The organism is Micromonospora chokoriensis, from assembly GCF_900091505.1.
Lineage (GTDB): Bacteria > Actinomycetota > Actinomycetes > Mycobacteriales > Micromonosporaceae > Micromonospora > Micromonospora chokoriensis.
On the sequence record NZ_LT607409.1, the window covers coordinates 4,864,065 to 4,880,491 of the forward strand.

Sequence of the window (16,427 nt, forward strand, 5' to 3'; positions counted from 1 at the left end):
CACATGTCGACGGTGCCGTCCCGGAGGCGGGGCGGCACCGTCGAATGGCACGGTCAGCGTTCGACGAGCGGGTCGTGTCCCAGGTCGAGCAGGGAGTGTCGCCAGTCGTCGTCGGCGTTGCCGCGCGACGGCTTGGCGTCCATCAGCTCGCGGATGCGCTCGACCGCCTCCCGCATCACCTCGATGTCCTCCGGGGTGAGGTCGACCTTGCGCTTGTTCAACACCTTGAGGATCTCCCGGCCCGGCTGGGGCAGGTCGAGGTTCGGGTTCGGGCTGAACGACTCCTCCCCGGAGCCCCGCGTCAGCAGCCACGTGCGTAGCTGCTCCGACGGGACGTTCACCTCGGCGTGGAAGTCCTCCCAGAGCACTTCCACCTCGGGGTCGAGCCGCGCTTCGCGTACCATCAGGTCTCCTCTCGCCGGCGGTGCCCGGACGTCTCCGGGTCGTCCTCCTGGTCGGTCTTCGGATGCAGGCCCTCGGCGGGCACCCGCGTGCGGCGGGGGTTCGCGGTGGGCGGCGCCAGGATCGGGTCGGGATGGTCGTCCTCGTCCCGGGGTTTCGCGGGCTCGCGTGGGTGCTCGTTCTCGTCTCGTCGTGCCGGCCCGCTCATCGTGGGTGTGTGGTCGTGGCGGGGGTGTACCCGCGCTCGCCGGCGCTCACGTCGAAGGTGAGCGCGCCGTCGCGGACGTCCACCGTGACCTTCTGCCCCGGCGAGATCGCCGATTCCAGCAGCATCCGGGACAGGTGGTTGTCCACCTCCCGCTGGATCACGCGGCGCAGTGGGCGGGCGCCGAACTCCGGCTGGTAGCCGTGTTCGGCGAGCCAGTCGATGCCGGCGGTGGTGAACTCCACCTGGAGGTCCTGGGCGTGCATGCGGCGGCGGGTCTCCTCCAGCAGCAGCGCGGTGATGTCGCGCAACTGCTCGGCCTCCAGCCGGCGGAAGATGATGACCTCGTCGATGCGGTTGAGGAACTCCGGGCGGAAGTTCTCCTGCAGGCGACGCATCAGCCGCTCGCGCAGTTCGTCGTTCTCCTGCTCGCTGCCGACGTCGCCGGCGCCGAAGCCGACGGCCCGCTGGGCGCCGGTGATCAGCTCGGAACCGAGGTTGCTCGTCATGATCAGCACGGTGTTCTTGAAGTTCACCGTCCGACCCTGGCTGTCGGTGAGCCGCCCGTCGTCGAGCACCTGGAGCAGGATGTTGAACACGTCGGGGTGGGCCTTCTCGATCTCGTCGAGCAGCACCACCGCGTACGGGCGGCGGCGGACCGCCTCGGTGAGCTGGCCGGCCTCCTCGTAGCCGACGTATCCGGGCGGCGCGCCGACCAACCGGCTGACGGTGTGCCGTTCCTGGAACTCGCTCATGTCCACCCGGACCATCCGGTCCGCCTCGCCGAACAGCGCCTCGGCCAGGGCGCGGGCCAACTCGGTCTTGCCCACGCCGGTGGGGCCGAGGAACAGGAAACTACCCATCGGCCGGTCCGGGTCGGCCAGCCCGGCCCGGGAGCGGCGCACGGCCTCGGCGACCGCGGTGACGGCGTCGTCCTGGCCGACCACCTTCTGGTGCAGGTGCCCCTCCAGGCGCAGCAACCGGTCGCGTTCCTCCTCGGTGAGCTGGCTGATCGGGATGCCGGTGGCCCGGGAGACCACCTCGGCGATCTCCTGCGGGCCAACCTCGGGCACCTGCGACGAGGACATCCCGTCCTCGCCGTTGGCCCGGCGGATCTCCTGTTCCAGTTCGGAGATCCGGTCGCGCAGGGCGGAGGCCCGCTCGTACTGCTCGTCGGTGACGGCCTGCTCCTTGTCCCGGCGTACCTCGTCGAGCTCCTGCTCCAGCTCCCGCACGTCGGAGGCGGGGGTGCGGGTGCGCAGCCGCACCCGCGCGCCGGCCTGGTCGATGAGGTCGATGGCCTTGTCCGGCAGGAACCGGTCGGTCACGTAGCGGTCGGACAGCTCGGCGGCGGCGACCAGCGCCTCGTCGGTGAAGCGCACCTGGTGGTGGGCCTCGTAGCGGTCACGCAGCCCGCGCAGGATCGCGATCGTGTCGTCGATGCTGGGCTCGGGCACCAACACCGGTTGGAAGCGCCGGGCCAGCGCGGCGTCCTTCTCGATGCTCTTGCGGTACTCGTCCAGCGTCGTCGCGCCGATCACCCGCAGCTCGCCACGCGCGAGGGCGGGTTTGAGCATGTTGGACGCGTCCATCCCGCCCTCGCTGCCGGCACCACCCGCGCCGACCAGGGTGTGGATCTCGTCCAGGAAGATGATCAGCTCGTCCCGGTGCGCGCGGATCTCGTCGATGACCTTCTTCAGCCGCTCCTCGAAGTCGCCCCGGTAGCGGGTGCCGGCGACCAGGCCGGCGAGGTCCAGTTGGACGACCCGCTTGCCGAGCAGGGTCTGCGGGACGTCGCCGTCGCAGATCCGTTCGGCCAGGCCCTCGACGATGGCGGTCTTGCCGACACCGGCCTCGCCGATCAGCACCGGGTTGTTCTTGGTGCGCCGGGACAGGATCTCGACGGCCTGCTCGATCTCGTCGGCCCGTCCGATCACCGGGTCGATCTGGTCGTTGCGGGCCAGGTCGGTGAGGTCCTGCCCGTACTGGTCCAGGGTGGGGGTGCCGCGGTCCGGCTTCGGCCCGGTCATCGGCCCGCGTTCGGCGTTGGCGGCCTGCAACGACTCGGGTTGGATCCGTCCGGCGGCCAGCATCCGCCCGGCCGGCGACTCCGGGTTGAGCGGCAACGCCATCAGGATGTGTTCCGGGCCGATGTAGTTGGCGCCCATCGCCCGGGACAGCTGGTGGGCGTCGAGCAGCGCCCGCTTGGCGGCCGGCGTCAACGACAGGTTGGGCGGCACCTCCCCGCGCGGCGCGCCGTCACCCTTGCCACCCAGGGCGTTGAGCAGGGTGTCCGGGTCGGCGCCGGCCCGACGTACCAGGTCACGCAGGGGTTCGCGTTGCAGTGCCGCCCAGAGCAGGTGGTCGGTGTCCAGGTCGCTGCTCTGGCGTTGGGCGGCCCGCCGGGCCGCGTCGGCCAGCATCTCCCGGGCGTCGGCCGTCATCAGTCGGGTGATGTCGACCCGGTGCGGTGGCCGGCGTCCCCCCTCGCCCCGGCCGAAGTACCGGGCCAGGAATTCGTCCCACGGGTCGGAGCCGATGTCACCGGGTCCCATCATGTCTCTCCTCCGCAGTCGGGCGCGGCACGGTCGGCAGGGGCTACCCGGCGCGCGCCCCGACAAACGCCGCAGGCGGTGGCCGTGGTGGCGTCCCGGGTGTGGCAGCCGGCCAGGGCCGGCCGGTGGTGGCAGGCTGGTGGGATGAACGAGACACCGCTGTTGATCGTGGATGGCGCCAACGTGGTGGGCTCCCGCCCGAACGGGTGGTGGCGTGACCGCGCCGGCGCGGCGGCACGGTTGCGCGACTCGCTCGCCCCGGTGGCGACCGTCGGGTTGCCGGCTCGTCTGCCCGCCCCGGTGGAGGTGGTGCTGGTGGTCGAGGGGGCCGCGCGGGACGTGCCGGGCACGGAGGGCGTCCGGGTGGTCTCCGCCGCCGGGTCCGGCGACGACACGGTCGTCGAGCTGGTGGCCGACGCGCCGCAGCGCCGCCGGCTGGTGGTCACCGCCGACCGGGAGTTGCGCGGACGGGTGACGGCGCTGGGTGCCGAGGTATACGGCCCGCGCTGGCTCCGGGAGAACCCGACCAACAACTGAGAAGTTCTCGCACTGGGACTCCCACAGAACGGACTCCCGGCACTTCCGGGTGTCTTCCGGACAGCCGGGCAGGAACACCGACAGGGCGGATGTTCTTTCGGAACCGCCGATAGGCTCTAATGGAGATCTCCCCGCCCCCAGGAGGTTCCGCCGTGGCGAGCGTCGCCGAGTTGAAGGCTGCCATCGATGTCGCCCTCCAACAGATCGGGGACGGGCAGACAGCCGTGCAGGCGGCCGGCGAGAAACTGACCGAGGCGCAGCAGACCCTCGCCGGCGCCCTGGAGGGCAGCGGGCACGAGACTGTGGAAGCGGCCCAGGCGTCGCTGACACAGGCCAGCCAGGAGCTGGAGGAGTGTCTCGCCGCGACACTTGTCGCGGTGGAGCAGGCGCAGCTCTACGTCGCCACCCTGTAGGCCGTCGTGTCCATCATCGAGGACGTCGGTGGGCAGGTCCGTGCCGCCGCCGAGGAGTTCCCGCTGGCCCTGCTCGGGCAGGCGCTGGAGAAGTTCGGCCTGGCCGCGGAGCGGCTGCGCTGGGTCCGTCAGGAGTCCGCCAACCCGATGGGAGTGCCGGAGCTGAGCGCCGCCACCGAGCACGCCGAGAGCGCCGGCTACGCGCTGCGGGTGGCCCAGGAGCAGCTGTCGGCGTACCTGGCCGCGATCGGTCTCGCCGGGGACGGCGGCCCGGCGCCCCGCCCCGAGCAACGCGCGCCTCGGCACGACACACCGCCGGAGGCCGGGCCCACCGCCGTGCCGCCGGAGCCGGCCGAGCAGGTCCGGATGCGCCGCTGGTGGTCGGTGCGGGTGGCCGAGCTGACCGGCGGTCGGGCCGGCGCCGACAACGAGCCCGACGACCAGCTGGGCGACTCCCAGGAGTTGCTGCGCCGGGTGGTGGGCGGCGTCCGCTCCGGCGACCGGGACCGGCTGCGCAAGGAGCTGCGCCGGGCCCCGGCCGACGTCGGCCTGGGCATGGCGGCGCTGGCCCCACCGCTGCTGCGCGAGCTGGCCGGTGAGCTGCTCGGGCACCCGCCCCGCGCCGCCGACCTCGGGCGGCTGCGCGGCGAACTGGACGGGCGCGTCCGCGACCTGCTGCCCGGGCTGCCGCCCCCGGTGCTGGAGACCCTGCTCACCCGGGTCTGCCGGATGCCACCACCGCGTGCCTCCGGGGAGCCGCCGCACGCCGCCGACTCCGCGGTCACCGCCGGTGTGGCGACCGGGCTGCTGCTCGCCCGGCTCGGTCGGGACCTCCCGTCGGGCGGCGCGGGCCGACCGGCGGATACGGGTCAGTCGACCGGTACGGGCCGACCGGCGGATGCACGCCAGCCGACGGGGTCCGGCCGACCGGCGGCGGGGCGCTCCGGTGGTGTGGGCGCACGCCCCGCCGGTGTCGCCGCACAGCCGGGCGCCACCGGTGGGCAGCCCTCCGGTGGGCTGCCGCCCCGCTCGGGAAGCCCGTGGCGGGACGCGCCGCTCCGACGGGACTCCGATGGCTGACCGGCGCGGTCAGTTGGCCAGCCGGGTCCGGGACACCCTCGCCGATGCGTTGGGCGCCACCCGTACCCGCCTGTCCGCCGCCCAGGCCGAGCTGACCGCCGGACGGGAACGGCTCACCCGGATCCAGCGGGCGGCGGCGGCCGTGCCGGCGCGGGTGGGCGCCGAACGGGACCGTCGGGTCACCGAGATCGACGCCCGCTACGCCACCCGGATCGCCGAGCTGGCCCGACGCGCTGCCGACGCCGCCCGCCGGGAGGCCCCGGGCTGCGCGGGGGCCGACTGGGCGGGGTGGACGCCGACGCCGACCCGGCGGGCGGAACCGCCCGGCGCGCTGCGGGTCGGCACGGTCCACCTCGACGGCGTCGAGCCGGTGCCCGCGCTGGTGCCGCTGCTCGACGCCGGGCACGTCCACCTCTCCGGTGACGACCGCGCCGGCTGCGACGCGGTGGTGTCCGCGTTGCTGCTGCGGGCCGCCGGCCGCGCCGACCCGGGGGCGGTACGACTGATCGGGTACGACCCGGAGCAGCTCGGCGGCGGCCTGGCCGGGTTCTCCCCGCTCGGCACGGCAGGGCTGCTCACCTTCGTCGGGCCCGGCGGGTTGGGCCCGCTGCTGGACGACCTGGTGGAGCAGATCCGCCGGATCAACGAGACGGTGCTCGCCGGCGAGTACGCCTCCCTTCGCGAACTGGCCGCGGCGACCGGCCGCCGACCCGAGCCGTGGCGGGTGGCGGTGCTGCTCGGTGGGGACGACCTCAACCGGCACGAGCGCGGCCAGTTGGACCGGGTGGTACGCGCCGGCGCCGCCTGCGGGGTGCACCTCGTGGTGCACGGTGTGCCGTTGCCGGAGGATCCGACGGTGACCCGGGTGGTGGCCGAGGTTTCCGGCGCACGGATCGGCGGGTCGGCCGGGTTGCCGGTGCGCCTCGATCCGCCGCCGCCGGCGTCGCTGGTCACCGAGACCTGCCGGGAGATCGCCGCCCGGGTGAACGCCGGCCCACCACCGACCCCGTTCACGGACCTGCTGCCCCCGCCGGATCTGATGTGGCGGGAGAGTTCCGCCGACGGGCTGACCGCGCCGATCGGCGAGGGCACACAGGGCCGGCCGGTCCGCCTCACCCTGGGCGACTATCCACCGCACGCGCTGATCGGCGGACCGTCCGGCACCGGCAAGACCAACCTGATCTTCGCGTGGATCGGCGCGCTCGCCGCCCGCTACTCCCCCGCCGAGCTGGAGTTCTACCTGTTGGACTTCAAGGAGGGGGTGTCCTTCGCGCGGTTCGCGCAGGGCCGGCGTGACCCGAGCTGGTTGCCGCACATGCGGCTGGTCGGCATCAACGTCAACACCGACCGGGAGTTCGGGTTGGCGCTGCTGCGGTTCCTCACCGAGGAGCTGCGCCGACGCGCCGACGCGGCCAAGAAGCACGAGGTGACCAAGCTGGCCGAGCTGCGGGCCGTCGACCCGACCGGGCACTGGCCGCGGATCGTGGCGGTGGTCGACGAGTTCCAGATGCTGCTGGCCGGCCGGGACGTGGTGGCCCGGGAGGCGGCCGACCTGCTGGAGGACCTGGCCCGGCGGGGCCGGTCACAGGGCATCCACCTGGTGCTCGCCTCGCAGGACGTCCGGGGCATCGAGGCGCTGTGGGGCCGCCCGGCGCTGGTCGCCCAGTTCACCCTGCGCATCGCGCTGCCCAAGGCGCTGCGGATCCTCGCCGAACGCAACGACGCGGCACAGTCGCTGCCCCGCTGGCACGCGGTGGTCAACGCCGAGTCGGGCATGGTGGAGGGCAACGAGGTCGCCCGGATCCCGTCGGCCAGCGACTGGGAGACGTGGAGCGGGTTGCAGCACCGGCTGTGGCGGATGCGCCCGGCCGACGCCGCGCCGGCCCGGCTCTTCGACGGCGACGCGATCCCCCGACTGGCGGACGCCCCGGACTTCCGGGCGCTTACCGCACCCCCGGACGGGACAGCGCCCCGCAACCCGGTCGCCCTGCTCGGCGAGATCATCGACGTGCAGTCCCGCTCGGCGGCCCTGCGGCTGCCGCGCGCACCGGGGCGTAACCTCGCGGTTCTCGGCACCCGGGTGGACGAGGCGTGCGCCGTGCTGGACGCCGCGGCCCGGTCGCTGGCCCGCCAACACCCGCCGGGCACCGCCCGGTTCTCCATCGCCTGCCTCGACCCGGACGCCGACCCGATCGCCCGGGCGCTCTACGACGACCTGGCCGACGACGCCGCCTGGTACGACGAGGAGACCGTCGGCGAGCTGACGGCCGAGACGGCCGACGGGTTGACCGCTTCGGGGAGCCCGCACTACCTGCTGCTGTTCGCCGTCGACGCGGCAGCCGGCGCGCTGGCCGCCCGGGCGGGTGGGCGCACGGGGCTGGAGCAGCTCCGCCGGATCCTGCACGACGGGCCGGAACGACGCACGCATGTGCTGGCCTGGTGGCGGGGAGTGGCCCGAATGCGCGCCGACCTCGGCGGGCCCGCCGCGCGTACCGACCAGATCGGCGCCTGGGTGGCTCTGGACACCCACGGCGGGGAGCTGGGGGCCTCGCTCTACCCGGGCACCGGCGGCCCGGACTGGTATCCCCGCCCCTGGCGGGGCCTCTTCTTCGACCGGGCGGTCCACCGCACCGGACAGGTGATCATCCCGTATGGACCGTCGCGGTGAACCAACCAGTGACCAGTGAGACGTACACGGCGCAGCTGCGGCGGTTGGCCGAGCTGACCGCGCGGGTGGCCGAGCAGCGCGCCGAGGCGCACACCTGGTACGAGCGGCAGTGCGAGGCCGCCGACCGGGCCGTCGCCGAGGCCGCCGAGCAACTCCAGGACGCCGAGGTGGAGTTGGTCGCCGCGCGCGAGCAGCAGGAACGGGTCGACGCCGAGGTGGCCCACCTGTGGCAGCAGGCCCGCTCGCGCCTCGGCGTCCGCCGCCTCGGAGGCCCGCCCGCACCCGCGAACGGCGTCGCGGCCACCGACCCCGTACCGATGCTCGCGAAGGTCCGGGACCTGCTCGACCGGGCCGGTCAGCCGGGCGAGTTGCCGGGCTCGGTCAATCCGCTGCTGGCGCTCTGCGGGGTGGCCGGCGCCGTACTGGCGTACGCGCTGGGGGCCGGCGCGCGGGCGCTGGGCGTCGGGTACGGCGGCGACCTCGCGGTCGGAATGCCGGTGCTGGCCCTGGTGGTGACCCTGCTCGGCCCGTTGATCGGTCTCGCGCCAGCCCGGATGCTGGCCGACCGCCGGCACGCGATGCTCGGCCCACGACCGATCATCGTGGTCCTCGGCGCGGGCCTGCTGACCACCGCGCTGCTGCTGGCGCTGGGCCGCTGAGTGATCGGTCCACTATGGCTGTCGAGAAGCTGACCCCCGGCACGGCCACGAGCAACGCGCGATCTTCGCTACGGTACGTCCGATGGTCAGTGTCTTCCTGAGTTACCACGCCGGCGACGACACCGGTGTCGGGCGCCTGCTCGACGACATGCTGACCGCTCGGTTCGGCACCGAGGGCGTCGTGCGCGACGAACAGAGCGCGACCCTGTCCACCACCGAGCTGCGGCGTCGCCTGGCAGCCTCGGCGGCGTTGATCGACGTGCTCGATCCGGCCGCGCCGAAGGTGCTCCGACAGACCTTCACCATCGCCCTCACCACGTCGGTTCCGGTCGTCGTGGTGCTGGTGGACGATGCTCACCTGGCACCGAACGTCAGCGCGCAGCCCACGCTCAGCACACTGGCGGTGCGGCGCTCCGAGGTCCGTACGGCCACCCTCCGTCGGACCATCCGCCGGCTGTGCGACCAACTCGCCACACGTCAGGGCTCCGAGGAGGCGACAGTCGGGCCCACGATCCCGCTGATCCTCCGCACGCAACCGGTGCGACAGGTCATGTCGCCGGCCAGCCGCCATCCGTCGGTGACGATCGTCTACTCGACGCACCAGGGTGGTCTGGAGGTCGCCGACGTGGGCCGGCACCATTCGGGGCTCGCGTCCCGGTACGAGACGCGCTACGAGGTGGACACCAGCGTCCACCAACGGGTGTTCGGCCTTCGGCTACCCGCGAGCGGCGGCGCGGGCCATGTCGAGTCGTCCATCGCCGTTGACGTCTGGGTGACCGACGCGGTCCAGGTCGTCCAGGGCGCGGTCACGGATGCCGCGGTAGTGGTCCGCGAAATCCTGCTGGGCGTCTGCCGACCGATCCTGTCGCGGTGCACCGTCGACGAGCTGTCCCTGGCCGAGACAGCCCTCAACCGACAGCTCGCCACCGACACGTTCACCCTGGACGGCGTCACCGTCCGGGTGAGACACGTACTGCTGTTCGTCGACGACCGCGCCCGCGTGGGCGAACGAGCCGAGCAGCGGCGACGGGAGAGGCTCCGCCGGGCCGGTGTCCTCTGGGACGACGCGGACACACCCGATGCCCTGGTCCACTACCGGTCCAGGCGTGTGACGCTCTCCGACGAGTACGCCGGCGGATGGGCCGGTGCGACACCGCCGATCCCCGGACCGAAGGCCTCGCCACCGCCGATCACCGCACCGCAGACCTCGCCGCCGCCGACCGTCACCCAGGTGCCGACGCGACTGCTGGTGGCGCGTGCGCCCACCCGGGTTCCGGCGGGGCAGGACCTGAGCGTCGAGGTTCGGCTCGTCACCGAGGGACGATCGGTTCACCCGGGCGGGAGGGTGGCACCGATGCCGGGGCTTATCGTCGCCGACGGCGGCACGCCGGTCACGGTGACCGTGCACGGGCCCGCCGGTCTGCACGCTGACGGCCCACTGCAGCAGACCGTCCTGGTCCTGCCGGACGACGATCCGGATCCGATCCGGTTCGGCTTCGCAGCGCGTACCACTGGTCTACATCGCGTCGACGTGACCGCCTGGGCCGGCGGCACGTTCCTCGCCGAGGTCTCGGTCGAGGTCTCCGTCGCGGACGGTGGGCCGTTCCGCGACGGTCAACCGAGGGTGGCTGCGCTGGGTGCCCCGCAGGCACGACCGGGCGAGGTCACGTTGGAGGTCCGCTTCGACGGCAGCCGCCACACCTTCCAACTGCGCTCCGACGTCGCATTGTTCGCACCGGTCGTCGAGTCGGTCACGAACGCGCCGAACGCCGCGGTGGAGCACACCATCCGGGAGTTGCAGCAACTGGCCGGCGGCGGTTCGCGCTACAGCCCCGCGATGACCCGCGAGGTCATCCGGTCGGCGGGCATCCAACTGTGGTCGGAGCTGGTGCCGGCCGATGTGCGGGACCAGTTCTGGGAGGTCCGCGCCGACATGAGCGCCTTCACGATCGCCACCGACCACGACGTGGTCCCGTGGGAGCTGCTCCACCCGCTCAGCGCCCAACAGGACGAGGGTTTCCTCGTCGAGCAGGTCCCGGTGGTGCGCCGCACCTACGGTCAGCACCGGAACGCGAAAATCGGCCTGCGCAACCCGCGTTTCGTGGTGCCGCCGAAGGCTCCCACCGGCGCGTACGAGGAGGTCACCACCATCCGCGCGATCCTCGGCGCGGCCGACAGCGAGCCCATCACCAGGGCGGACGAACTCCTCGCACTGATCAACTCCGGGGAGTTGGGAGCGACCCACTTCGCCTGCCACAACACGTTCTCGTCGGACGGCTCGTTCATCGATTTGGACGGTGGCCGGTTCAAGCCGGCCCTGCTCGCCGAGGCCAGCATCCGCAAAGCGCTGACGGAGACCGGTCCCCTCGTGTTCATCAACGCGTGCCGGAGCGCGGGCGTGGCACCGACGTACACCAGGATGCTCGGCTGGGCGCAGCAGTTCATGTCGTCGGGCGCCGGTGCGTTCGTCGGCACGCTCTGGGCAGTGCGCTCGGACAGCTCGGCGCGCTTCGCGACGGCGTTCTACGAGTCCCTGGCGGGCGGCGCCACGCTCGGTGCGGCGGCCCTCGCCGCCCGGGTCGGGCAGCAGGATGATCCACTCGACCCGACCTGGCTGGCCTACACGGTCTACGGCGACCCGTTCGCCACCGCCGCGGTCTGAGCGGTCGGCAACTCAACTCGCACGGAAGGGGAGGTGCGGCATGGACGTGATCGACGACAGCGTGCCGGTGGAGGAACTCGTGTCGGCGGTGAAGGACGCGGTGCGGCAGGCCGGCATCTCCGCTGTCGACGAGGGCCGGGACCTGCGCATCGGCTCCGTTCAGCTGATCTTGAGCGCGGTCGTCACGACGAAGCTCGGAGGTGGCCTGGACTTCCGGGTCCCGGTCATCGGCTGGAAGGTCAAGGTTGGTGGTAGCCGCTCCCGGCAGAAGACCCACACGATCGACATCACGCTCGTCGCCGAGGATCTTCAGGATCGGCACGAGCTACGCCACGGCCCTGTCGAGGCGACCCTCGTGGACGCGATCACCACGATCCGCGCGGTGGTCGCCGCGGCCAGCGGGGGCGATGACCCGCTGGTGCTGAAGACAGGCACCGTGGAACTCGTCTTCGGCATCACCGACCAGGGCACGATCTCGGTCGGCGCGGAAGGTGAGTTGACCGACGAGGTCACCAACACCCTCCGGATCGAGCTGCTCGGGGCATCCGCCGGGTAGCTCAGGCCGGCACCAGGACGGCCTCGCGCAGCAGTCGACGGGTGAGCGTGACCCGGTCGGCGTCGTCGGGCAGGCCGGGCAGGTCACCGACCCGGACGGCCACTCCGCCGAGCAGGGCGCGGGCCGCCGGCTCACACGCGGCGGGCAGGGTGATCGTCCGGTCGAACAGCCGCAACGCCACGGTGTCCGACCCGTGCGGCACCACCTGCCACCGCAGGCCCGGCCGCACGGTGACCCGGGTGTCGGCGTCCAGAGTGGCGAGCGCGTCGGCCTGGGCGAGCGGGCGGATCGGCGCCGGGCGGGAGGCCGGCCAGGCGCGCTGCCGCAGCCGTGCGGCGACCGCGCCGGGGTCGGCGCGCAGCAGCCAGTCCCGCAGCGCCTCCACCGTCTCGGTCAGCTCCGGCTCGATGGCGTCCGGGTCGGCGACGTCGGTGCCGAACGGCAGGCTGGCCCGCAGCCGCTGGTCCTCGGAGGCCAGCGCGAGCAGCTCCTCGACCAGCGCGTAGCGGGTGAGCGCGCGGATGCCCACGGTCAGGTGCAGCGAGCTGGACTCCTGGGCCTGCGCGCTGTGCAGCCACCCACGGGGCAGGTAGAGGGCGTCGCCGGGGGCGAGCACCACGTCGAGCGCGGCGGGGCCCTGCGCGGTGGCGCCGACCTCGTCGGCGCGCCCACCCCAGGGCTGCTTCTCCAACGGGTCGGGCAGCACCGGCGGGTGGATCCGCCAGTGTTTGCGGCCGTCGACCTGGAGGACGAACACGTCGTGGGTGTCGTAGTGGGTGGCGAACCCCTGACTGCCCGCCGGAGTCAGGTAGGCGTTGACCTGCAGCGGCTGGTTGAGCGCGAGGCCCAGGTCGCGGGCGAAGTCGACCAGCGGCGGCCAGATCCGGTGCAGACCCTGCAACACCAGGGTGGCGCCGGAGGCGTACTGCTCCAGGATCCGCTCGTCGAGCACCTGGTCGCCGATCTCGGCGCCCGCGCCGCCGCCTCCGGTCCAGCGCGCGGCCGCGACCAGCTGGCCGTCCTTGGCGACGCGCAGGAAGGGGGTACGCAGACCACGCCGGCTCAGCAACTCGTCGGCGTCGGCGGGGCTGAGCAGGTCGGTGAAGCCGGCCGGGTCGGGCAACTCGGCGGCGCGGGACAGCAGCGGGGTGTGTCCCCAGTGCGCGGCGGCGAACTTGGCCGGTTCGACCGACACGCAGCGGGCCAGCGCCGCGGCGGCCCCGGCAGACGGAACCGCCGGACGGCCGTGGCCGTCCGGCGGGTCGAGGTGCGTCATGGGGTACGCCTACCGGGCGCTGCCGTCAGCGCCGCCGTCCTGCTGGCCCGGGGTCGCGCCGCCGTCGGCGGGGCCCTCCGCGCCACCGTCGGCGCCACCGTCCTGCTGACCCGGGGTGGCACCACCGTCGGCGGGGCCCTCCGCGCCACCGTCGGCGCCACCGTCGTGCTGACCCGGGGTGGCACCACCGTCGGCGGGGCCCTCCGCGCTGCCGTCGGCGCCACCGTCGTGCTGACCCGGGGTCGCACCGCCGTCGGCCGGGCCCTCCGCGCCGCCGCCGCCCATGGTCTGCATGTCGTCATCGTTGAGTGCCATCGGTGCTCCCTCGGGTGTGCCGCCCCGCCATCCGCCGGGGTCCGTCGTACTGCGGGTGGTACCCCACGCGCGATCTTCTCTAACCCTCACCGTAGACGCCGAACCGGGGCGACACGGGCAGTTCGCGGGCGGCGGCGGAGAGTGCCACGGCTCCTCCGACGGCTGAGCCCGCCCGACGGGTCGTCGGGCGGGCTCCGGTCACTGCGGCCGTCACGGCAGCATGACGGCGAGATCCTTCGGCATGGTGTCCTTCACGTCCTGCCATTCGCCCTGGGTCACGTGTCGGCGCAGGGTGTCCAGCACCACCTGCGTCACCCGCTCCGGGCCGCCCTCCACGTCGTACGGGAAGCCCTGCCGGACCTCGTAGAGGAAGTCGTCCCGGTTGAGCTTGATCGGCACGTCGGACGGCACCCACCCGTCGAAGTAGATGCCCCGCACCAGGACCGGCAACTGCTGGGCGAACTCGACGCTCTCGTCCACCGGCAACCGGTCGCGCAACAGGTGCAGCACCGTGCGCAGGGCAGCGTACGACTGGTTGCGCCGATCCTTCGGCCAGCCGTAGGCGTCCTCGATGTCCTTCAGGATGAGGGTCGTCTTGTCCAGCGAGGACTCGAACGCGGAGAGCATCCGGTCAGCCATCGGTCGACCCCCGTTCCGAGGTGTCCCACCGTCGGTCGTCGGCGCGCCGTGGCGGTCCCACCGGCCCGCGGCGGGCCCGCACCGGGCTGCCCTGCGGTGCGCGCCGGGTGTTGTCGGCCGTGCCGACCACGTGCAGGACGGCACCGCGCCGCCGATCCGTCACCACTCGAACCGTCATCCCCGTCACCTCCGTGTCGTCTGCGGCGTCGGACCGCCCCCCGGGCGGCCGAGCCCACCGCGTCCACACTGCCGGCGTGCCGGGTGACGCGGCCTCACCCCGTTCGGGTGAGGTCAGGTCGCGTCGAGGAGCCCGGCGAGGGTCGTGGCGTTGGTCTGCGCGTAGTCGCGATAGCAATTGTTCATGAGGACGTGGGTCTGACCGGCCTCGTCGGCCAGCTCGCGCAGCTTCGGCGCCCAGTCGGCCAGCTCCCGCTTGGAGTAGTGGTAGCCGAACTTCTCGTGGATGTCCTTGCTGGTCCACTTGTCGCTGTGCCCGTGGAAGCGCATGACCGCGAGGTCCGCGGTGGCGGCCAGCACCGGCGGCAGCGACGAGCGGTGACCCTGCGGCATGTCCACGCAGACGTACGGCAGTCGGTGCTCGCGCAGGAAGGTCAGGGTCTCGTCGGCGTTGTCGCCGTCGAACCAGGAGGCGTGCCGGAACTCGAAGACCGGTCGCAGCGGCGCGCACCGCTTCGCCACCTCCAGCAGGTACTGCTTGTTGGCCCGCTTGATGGTGAACCAGGGCGGGAACTGGAACAGCAACGCGCCCAGCTTGCCCGCCTCGACGAGGGGGTCCAACGCGGACAGGAAGCGCGTCCAGACCTCCTCGTACGACTGCGCGGGCAGGTCGTCGGGGTAGACGTTCTTCTTGTCGGTCTCCGGGCGCAGGTCCTTGTAGAGGGCGCTGACCTTGGTGGGGTGCCCGGTCAGCAGGCTGAACGCCTTGACGTTGAAGGTGAAGCCGGCCGGGGTGCGGTCGGCCCACAGCCGCGCGGTCGCCTCGGCGGGCGGCGAGTAGTAGGTGGCGTCCACTTCGACCAGCGGGAACTGCCGCGCGTAGTAGGCCAGCCGCTTCTCCGGGTTGTCAGCGGTCTGCGGATACCAGCCCGAGTCCAGCAGCGTGCGGTCGGTCCAGGACGCGGTGCCCACCAGGATCTCACCCATGGTGCAAGTCCATCGCGTCGCGGACCGACCGGCAACCGCTGGCGTCGCTCAGGCCGCCCGCCGTTCGCGGGTCTGCTTGCAGGTCACACAGGTGGTGGCGGACGGGAAGATCTCCAGCCGCTCGACCGGGATGGCCGCGGAGCAGCCCTCGCACCAGCCGTAGGTGCCCTCGGCGAGCCGGCCGAGCGCGTGCTCGTACTGGGCGCGGCGGTCCAGGATGGTGCGCAACAGGGACTGCGCGGTGTCCCGCTCGGCCGTCTTGGTGCCGCTGTCGGCCTGGTCGTCGCCGGCGGTGTCGCCGACCTCCACCAGCCGCAGCACCTGGCTCTGGAGCACGGCCTGGTCGTACTCGGCGGTCAGCTCGTCGTACCGCGCCTGGAGTGAGTTTCGGATCTGGTCGATTTCCTTCTGGGAACGGTTCGTGTCGACCGTGTCGTGGACGAGCATCGCTGCCTGCCTTTCCTAAGCCTGTGGCTCACGGTGAACCGGGTGCCGGCGGCGTGGAGCCCCGGTCACGGTCGCATTCGGTACGCGGGCGATCACCCGCGCTCTGTGAGCCGGGCGAGTACCCGCCGGACCGGCGGGACAAACCGACGAGTTCTCGCGATTGTCAGGCGTCGCCGGCGGGCTCCACGAGCGCGGGGTGGCGGGGGTCGTCGACGCGTACCACCACGTCGGCGAAGCTCGCCGGGACGACCTCCTCGGCGTACCTGTCGAACGCCGGCAGCACCCACGCCTGGGCCGGTTCGGTCCGTCGACGCAGCGCCGCCGGGGACATCTCCAGGTGGACGGTGACGTCGAACGGCAACCCGCCACCGAGCAGCAGGGGACCGCTGACCAGGACGACGCCGCCGGGCGGCAGGTCGACGTAGCGGGCCCGGCTGGCCCGGTCGGTGTCGGCGTCCCAGAGCGACGGGAGCACCCGGCCGGTGCCACCGGGGCCGGCGGGGTCGAGGACCTCCCGACGCAGTCCGGCCTCGTCGACCCATGCCTCGTAGAAGGAGTCCGGGTTGGTGCGGCCCAGTTCGAAGCGCAGCGACGCGGGGCGGAGGAAGTCGCCGGCCCGTACGTGCAGCACCGGGATGCCCTGGGCGCGCAGCGGGTCGACGAGGGCGGCGGCCAGCTCGTCCGGGCCGGCGGCGGAGGGGCCGTCGATCGCCACCCGCAGCCGGGCGGGTGCGGGGTCGGCGGTCGCGGCGCCTGTCGCGGCGTCGACCAGCCGGGCGGTCAGCGCGGTGACGAGCAGGTCGGGCGAGATCGGACGGATGCGCACCGGACCATCCTGCCCCGCGTCGG

17 protein-coding genes are annotated in these 16,427 nt (G+C 73.1%); 7 read left to right on the plus strand and 10 right to left on the minus strand.

The genetic code is table 11. The features are described from left to right. Positions 1–53 precede the first annotated feature (53 nt). The 3 genes from GA0070612_RS22530 to GA0070612_RS22540 are packed head-to-tail and all read right to left on the minus strand — an operon-like array spanning position 54 to position 3,165. The gene (locus GA0070612_RS22530; protein WP_088989725.1) at positions 54–404 is read right to left on the minus strand and encodes a DUF3140 domain-containing protein; all 351 of its coding nucleotides are present in this window, start codon (positions 402–404) and stop codon (positions 54–56) included. Then, a complete protein-coding gene (locus GA0070612_RS22535) occupies positions 404–610 on the minus strand; it encodes a hypothetical protein (protein WP_088989726.1) in 207 nt (68 codons plus the stop codon). Before GA0070612_RS22535 ends, GA0070612_RS22530 begins: the two co-directional genes overlap by 1 nt. Beyond that, a complete protein-coding gene (locus GA0070612_RS22540; protein WP_088989727.1) occupies positions 607–3,165 on the minus strand; it encodes an ATP-dependent Clp protease ATP-binding subunit in 2,559 nt (852 codons plus the stop codon). Before GA0070612_RS22540 ends, GA0070612_RS22535 begins: the two co-directional genes overlap by 4 nt. A gap of 141 nt (positions 3,166–3,306) precedes the next feature. Between GA0070612_RS22540 and GA0070612_RS22545 the strand changes: the two genes are divergently transcribed. The 7 genes from GA0070612_RS22545 (at position 3,307) to GA0070612_RS22575 (ending at position 11,737) form a co-directional block, all read left to right on the plus strand. Continuing rightward, on the plus strand, positions 3,307–3,699 hold the full coding sequence (locus GA0070612_RS22545; RefSeq protein WP_197699219.1) for a PIN domain-containing protein: 393 nt from the start codon (positions 3,307–3,309) through the stop codon (positions 3,697–3,699). A gap of 152 nt (positions 3,700–3,851) precedes the next feature. Next, positions 3,852–4,112 (plus strand): hypothetical protein, encoded by a 261-nt coding sequence (locus tag GA0070612_RS22550; protein WP_088989728.1) that lies wholly within the window; start codon positions 3,852–3,854, stop codon positions 4,110–4,112. 6 nt (positions 4,113–4,118) lie between these two features. Beyond that, positions 4,119–5,192, plus strand: coding sequence for a hypothetical protein (locus GA0070612_RS22555; RefSeq protein WP_088989729.1), 1,074 nt, complete (start codon positions 4,119–4,121; stop codon positions 5,190–5,192). Then, a complete protein-coding gene (locus GA0070612_RS22560; protein ID WP_088989730.1) occupies positions 5,185–7,860 on the plus strand; it encodes an FtsK/SpoIIIE domain-containing protein in 2,676 nt (891 codons plus the stop codon). The genes GA0070612_RS22555 and GA0070612_RS22560 overlap by 8 nt, the downstream gene beginning before the upstream one ends. After that, a complete protein-coding gene (locus tag GA0070612_RS22565) occupies positions 7,857–8,519 on the plus strand; it encodes a hypothetical protein (RefSeq protein WP_088989731.1) in 663 nt (220 codons plus the stop codon). Before GA0070612_RS22560 ends, GA0070612_RS22565 begins: the two co-directional genes overlap by 4 nt. An 82-nt stretch (positions 8,520–8,601) precedes the next feature. Beyond that, positions 8,602–11,181, plus strand: a complete 2,580-nt coding sequence (locus GA0070612_RS22570; RefSeq protein WP_088989732.1) for a CHAT domain-containing protein — start codon at positions 8,602–8,604, stop codon at positions 11,179–11,181. Positions 11,182–11,221: 40 nt separating this feature from the next. Then, a complete protein-coding gene (locus tag GA0070612_RS22575) occupies positions 11,222–11,737 on the plus strand; it encodes a trypco2 family protein (protein ID WP_088989733.1) in 516 nt (171 codons plus the stop codon). A 1-nt stretch (position 11,738) separates the two neighbouring features. Here GA0070612_RS22575 and GA0070612_RS22580 read toward each other — a convergent pair whose 3' ends face one another. From GA0070612_RS22580 to GA0070612_RS22610, 7 genes are all read right to left on the minus strand, one after another. Beyond that, positions 11,739–13,013, minus strand: coding sequence for a cupin domain-containing protein (locus GA0070612_RS22580; RefSeq protein WP_088989734.1), 1,275 nt, complete (start codon positions 13,011–13,013; stop codon positions 11,739–11,741). Between the two features lie 9 nt (positions 13,014–13,022). Then, positions 13,023–13,328 carry a hypothetical protein gene (locus GA0070612_RS22585; protein WP_088989735.1) on the minus strand — a complete coding sequence of 102 codons (306 nt, stop codon included), beginning with the start codon at positions 13,326–13,328 and terminating at the stop codon, positions 13,023–13,025. Between the two features lie 210 nt (positions 13,329–13,538). Next, positions 13,539–13,967 carry a DUF2267 domain-containing protein gene (locus tag GA0070612_RS22590; RefSeq protein ID WP_088989736.1) on the minus strand — a complete coding sequence of 143 codons (429 nt, stop codon included), beginning with the start codon at positions 13,965–13,967 and terminating at the stop codon, positions 13,539–13,541. After that, entirely contained in the window at positions 13,960–14,145 is a 186-nt protein-coding gene (locus GA0070612_RS22595; protein ID WP_088989737.1) for a hypothetical protein, read from the minus strand. The genes GA0070612_RS22590 and GA0070612_RS22595 overlap by 8 nt, the downstream gene beginning before the upstream one ends. Before the next feature lie 113 nt (positions 14,146–14,258). Further along, a complete protein-coding gene (locus tag GA0070612_RS22600; protein WP_088989738.1) occupies positions 14,259–15,131 on the minus strand; it encodes a DUF72 domain-containing protein in 873 nt (290 codons plus the stop codon). Between the two features lie 48 nt (positions 15,132–15,179). After that, positions 15,180–15,578, minus strand: coding sequence for a TraR/DksA family transcriptional regulator (locus GA0070612_RS22605; protein ID WP_088989739.1), 399 nt, complete (start codon positions 15,576–15,578; stop codon positions 15,180–15,182). A 163-nt stretch (positions 15,579–15,741) separates the two neighbouring features. After that, positions 15,742–16,404, minus strand: coding sequence for a nucleoside/nucleotide kinase family protein (locus tag GA0070612_RS22610; protein ID WP_088989740.1), 663 nt, complete (start codon positions 16,402–16,404; stop codon positions 15,742–15,744). Positions 16,405–16,427: the final 23 nt, after the last annotated feature.

Coding starts and splice junctions, on each gene's coding strand:
- GA0070612_RS22560 (WP_088989730.1), top strand. CDS start 5,185: ATGGCTGACCGGCGCGGTCAGTTGGCCAGCCGGGTCCGGGACACCCTC.
- GA0070612_RS22545 (WP_197699219.1), top strand. CDS start 3,307: ATGAACGAGACACCGCTGTTGATCGTGGATGGCGCCAACGTGGTGGGC.
- GA0070612_RS22580 (WP_088989734.1), bottom strand. CDS start 13,013: ATGACGCACCTCGACCCGCCGGACGGCCACGGCCGTCCGGCGGTTCCG.
- GA0070612_RS22585 (WP_088989735.1), bottom strand. CDS start 13,328: ATGGCACTCAACGATGACGACATGCAGACCATGGGCGGCGGCGGCGCG.
- GA0070612_RS22595 (WP_088989737.1), bottom strand. CDS start 14,145: ATGACGGTTCGAGTGGTGACGGATCGGCGGCGCGGTGCCGTCCTGCAC.
- GA0070612_RS22605 (WP_088989739.1), bottom strand. CDS start 15,578: ATGCTCGTCCACGACACGGTCGACACGAACCGTTCCCAGAAGGAAATC.
- GA0070612_RS22530 (WP_088989725.1), bottom strand. CDS start 404: ATGGTACGCGAAGCGCGGCTCGACCCCGAGGTGGAAGTGCTCTGGGAG.
- GA0070612_RS22535 (WP_088989726.1), bottom strand. CDS start 610: ATGAGCGGGCCGGCACGACGAGACGAGAACGAGCACCCACGCGAGCCC.
- GA0070612_RS22570 (WP_088989732.1), top strand. CDS start 8,602: ATGGTCAGTGTCTTCCTGAGTTACCACGCCGGCGACGACACCGGTGTC.
- GA0070612_RS22540 (WP_088989727.1), bottom strand. CDS start 3,165: ATGATGGGACCCGGTGACATCGGCTCCGACCCGTGGGACGAATTCCTG.
- GA0070612_RS22590 (WP_088989736.1), bottom strand. CDS start 13,967: ATGGCTGACCGGATGCTCTCCGCGTTCGAGTCCTCGCTGGACAAGACG.
- GA0070612_RS22575 (WP_088989733.1), top strand. CDS start 11,222: ATGGACGTGATCGACGACAGCGTGCCGGTGGAGGAACTCGTGTCGGCG.
- GA0070612_RS22600 (WP_088989738.1), bottom strand. CDS start 15,131: ATGGGTGAGATCCTGGTGGGCACCGCGTCCTGGACCGACCGCACGCTG.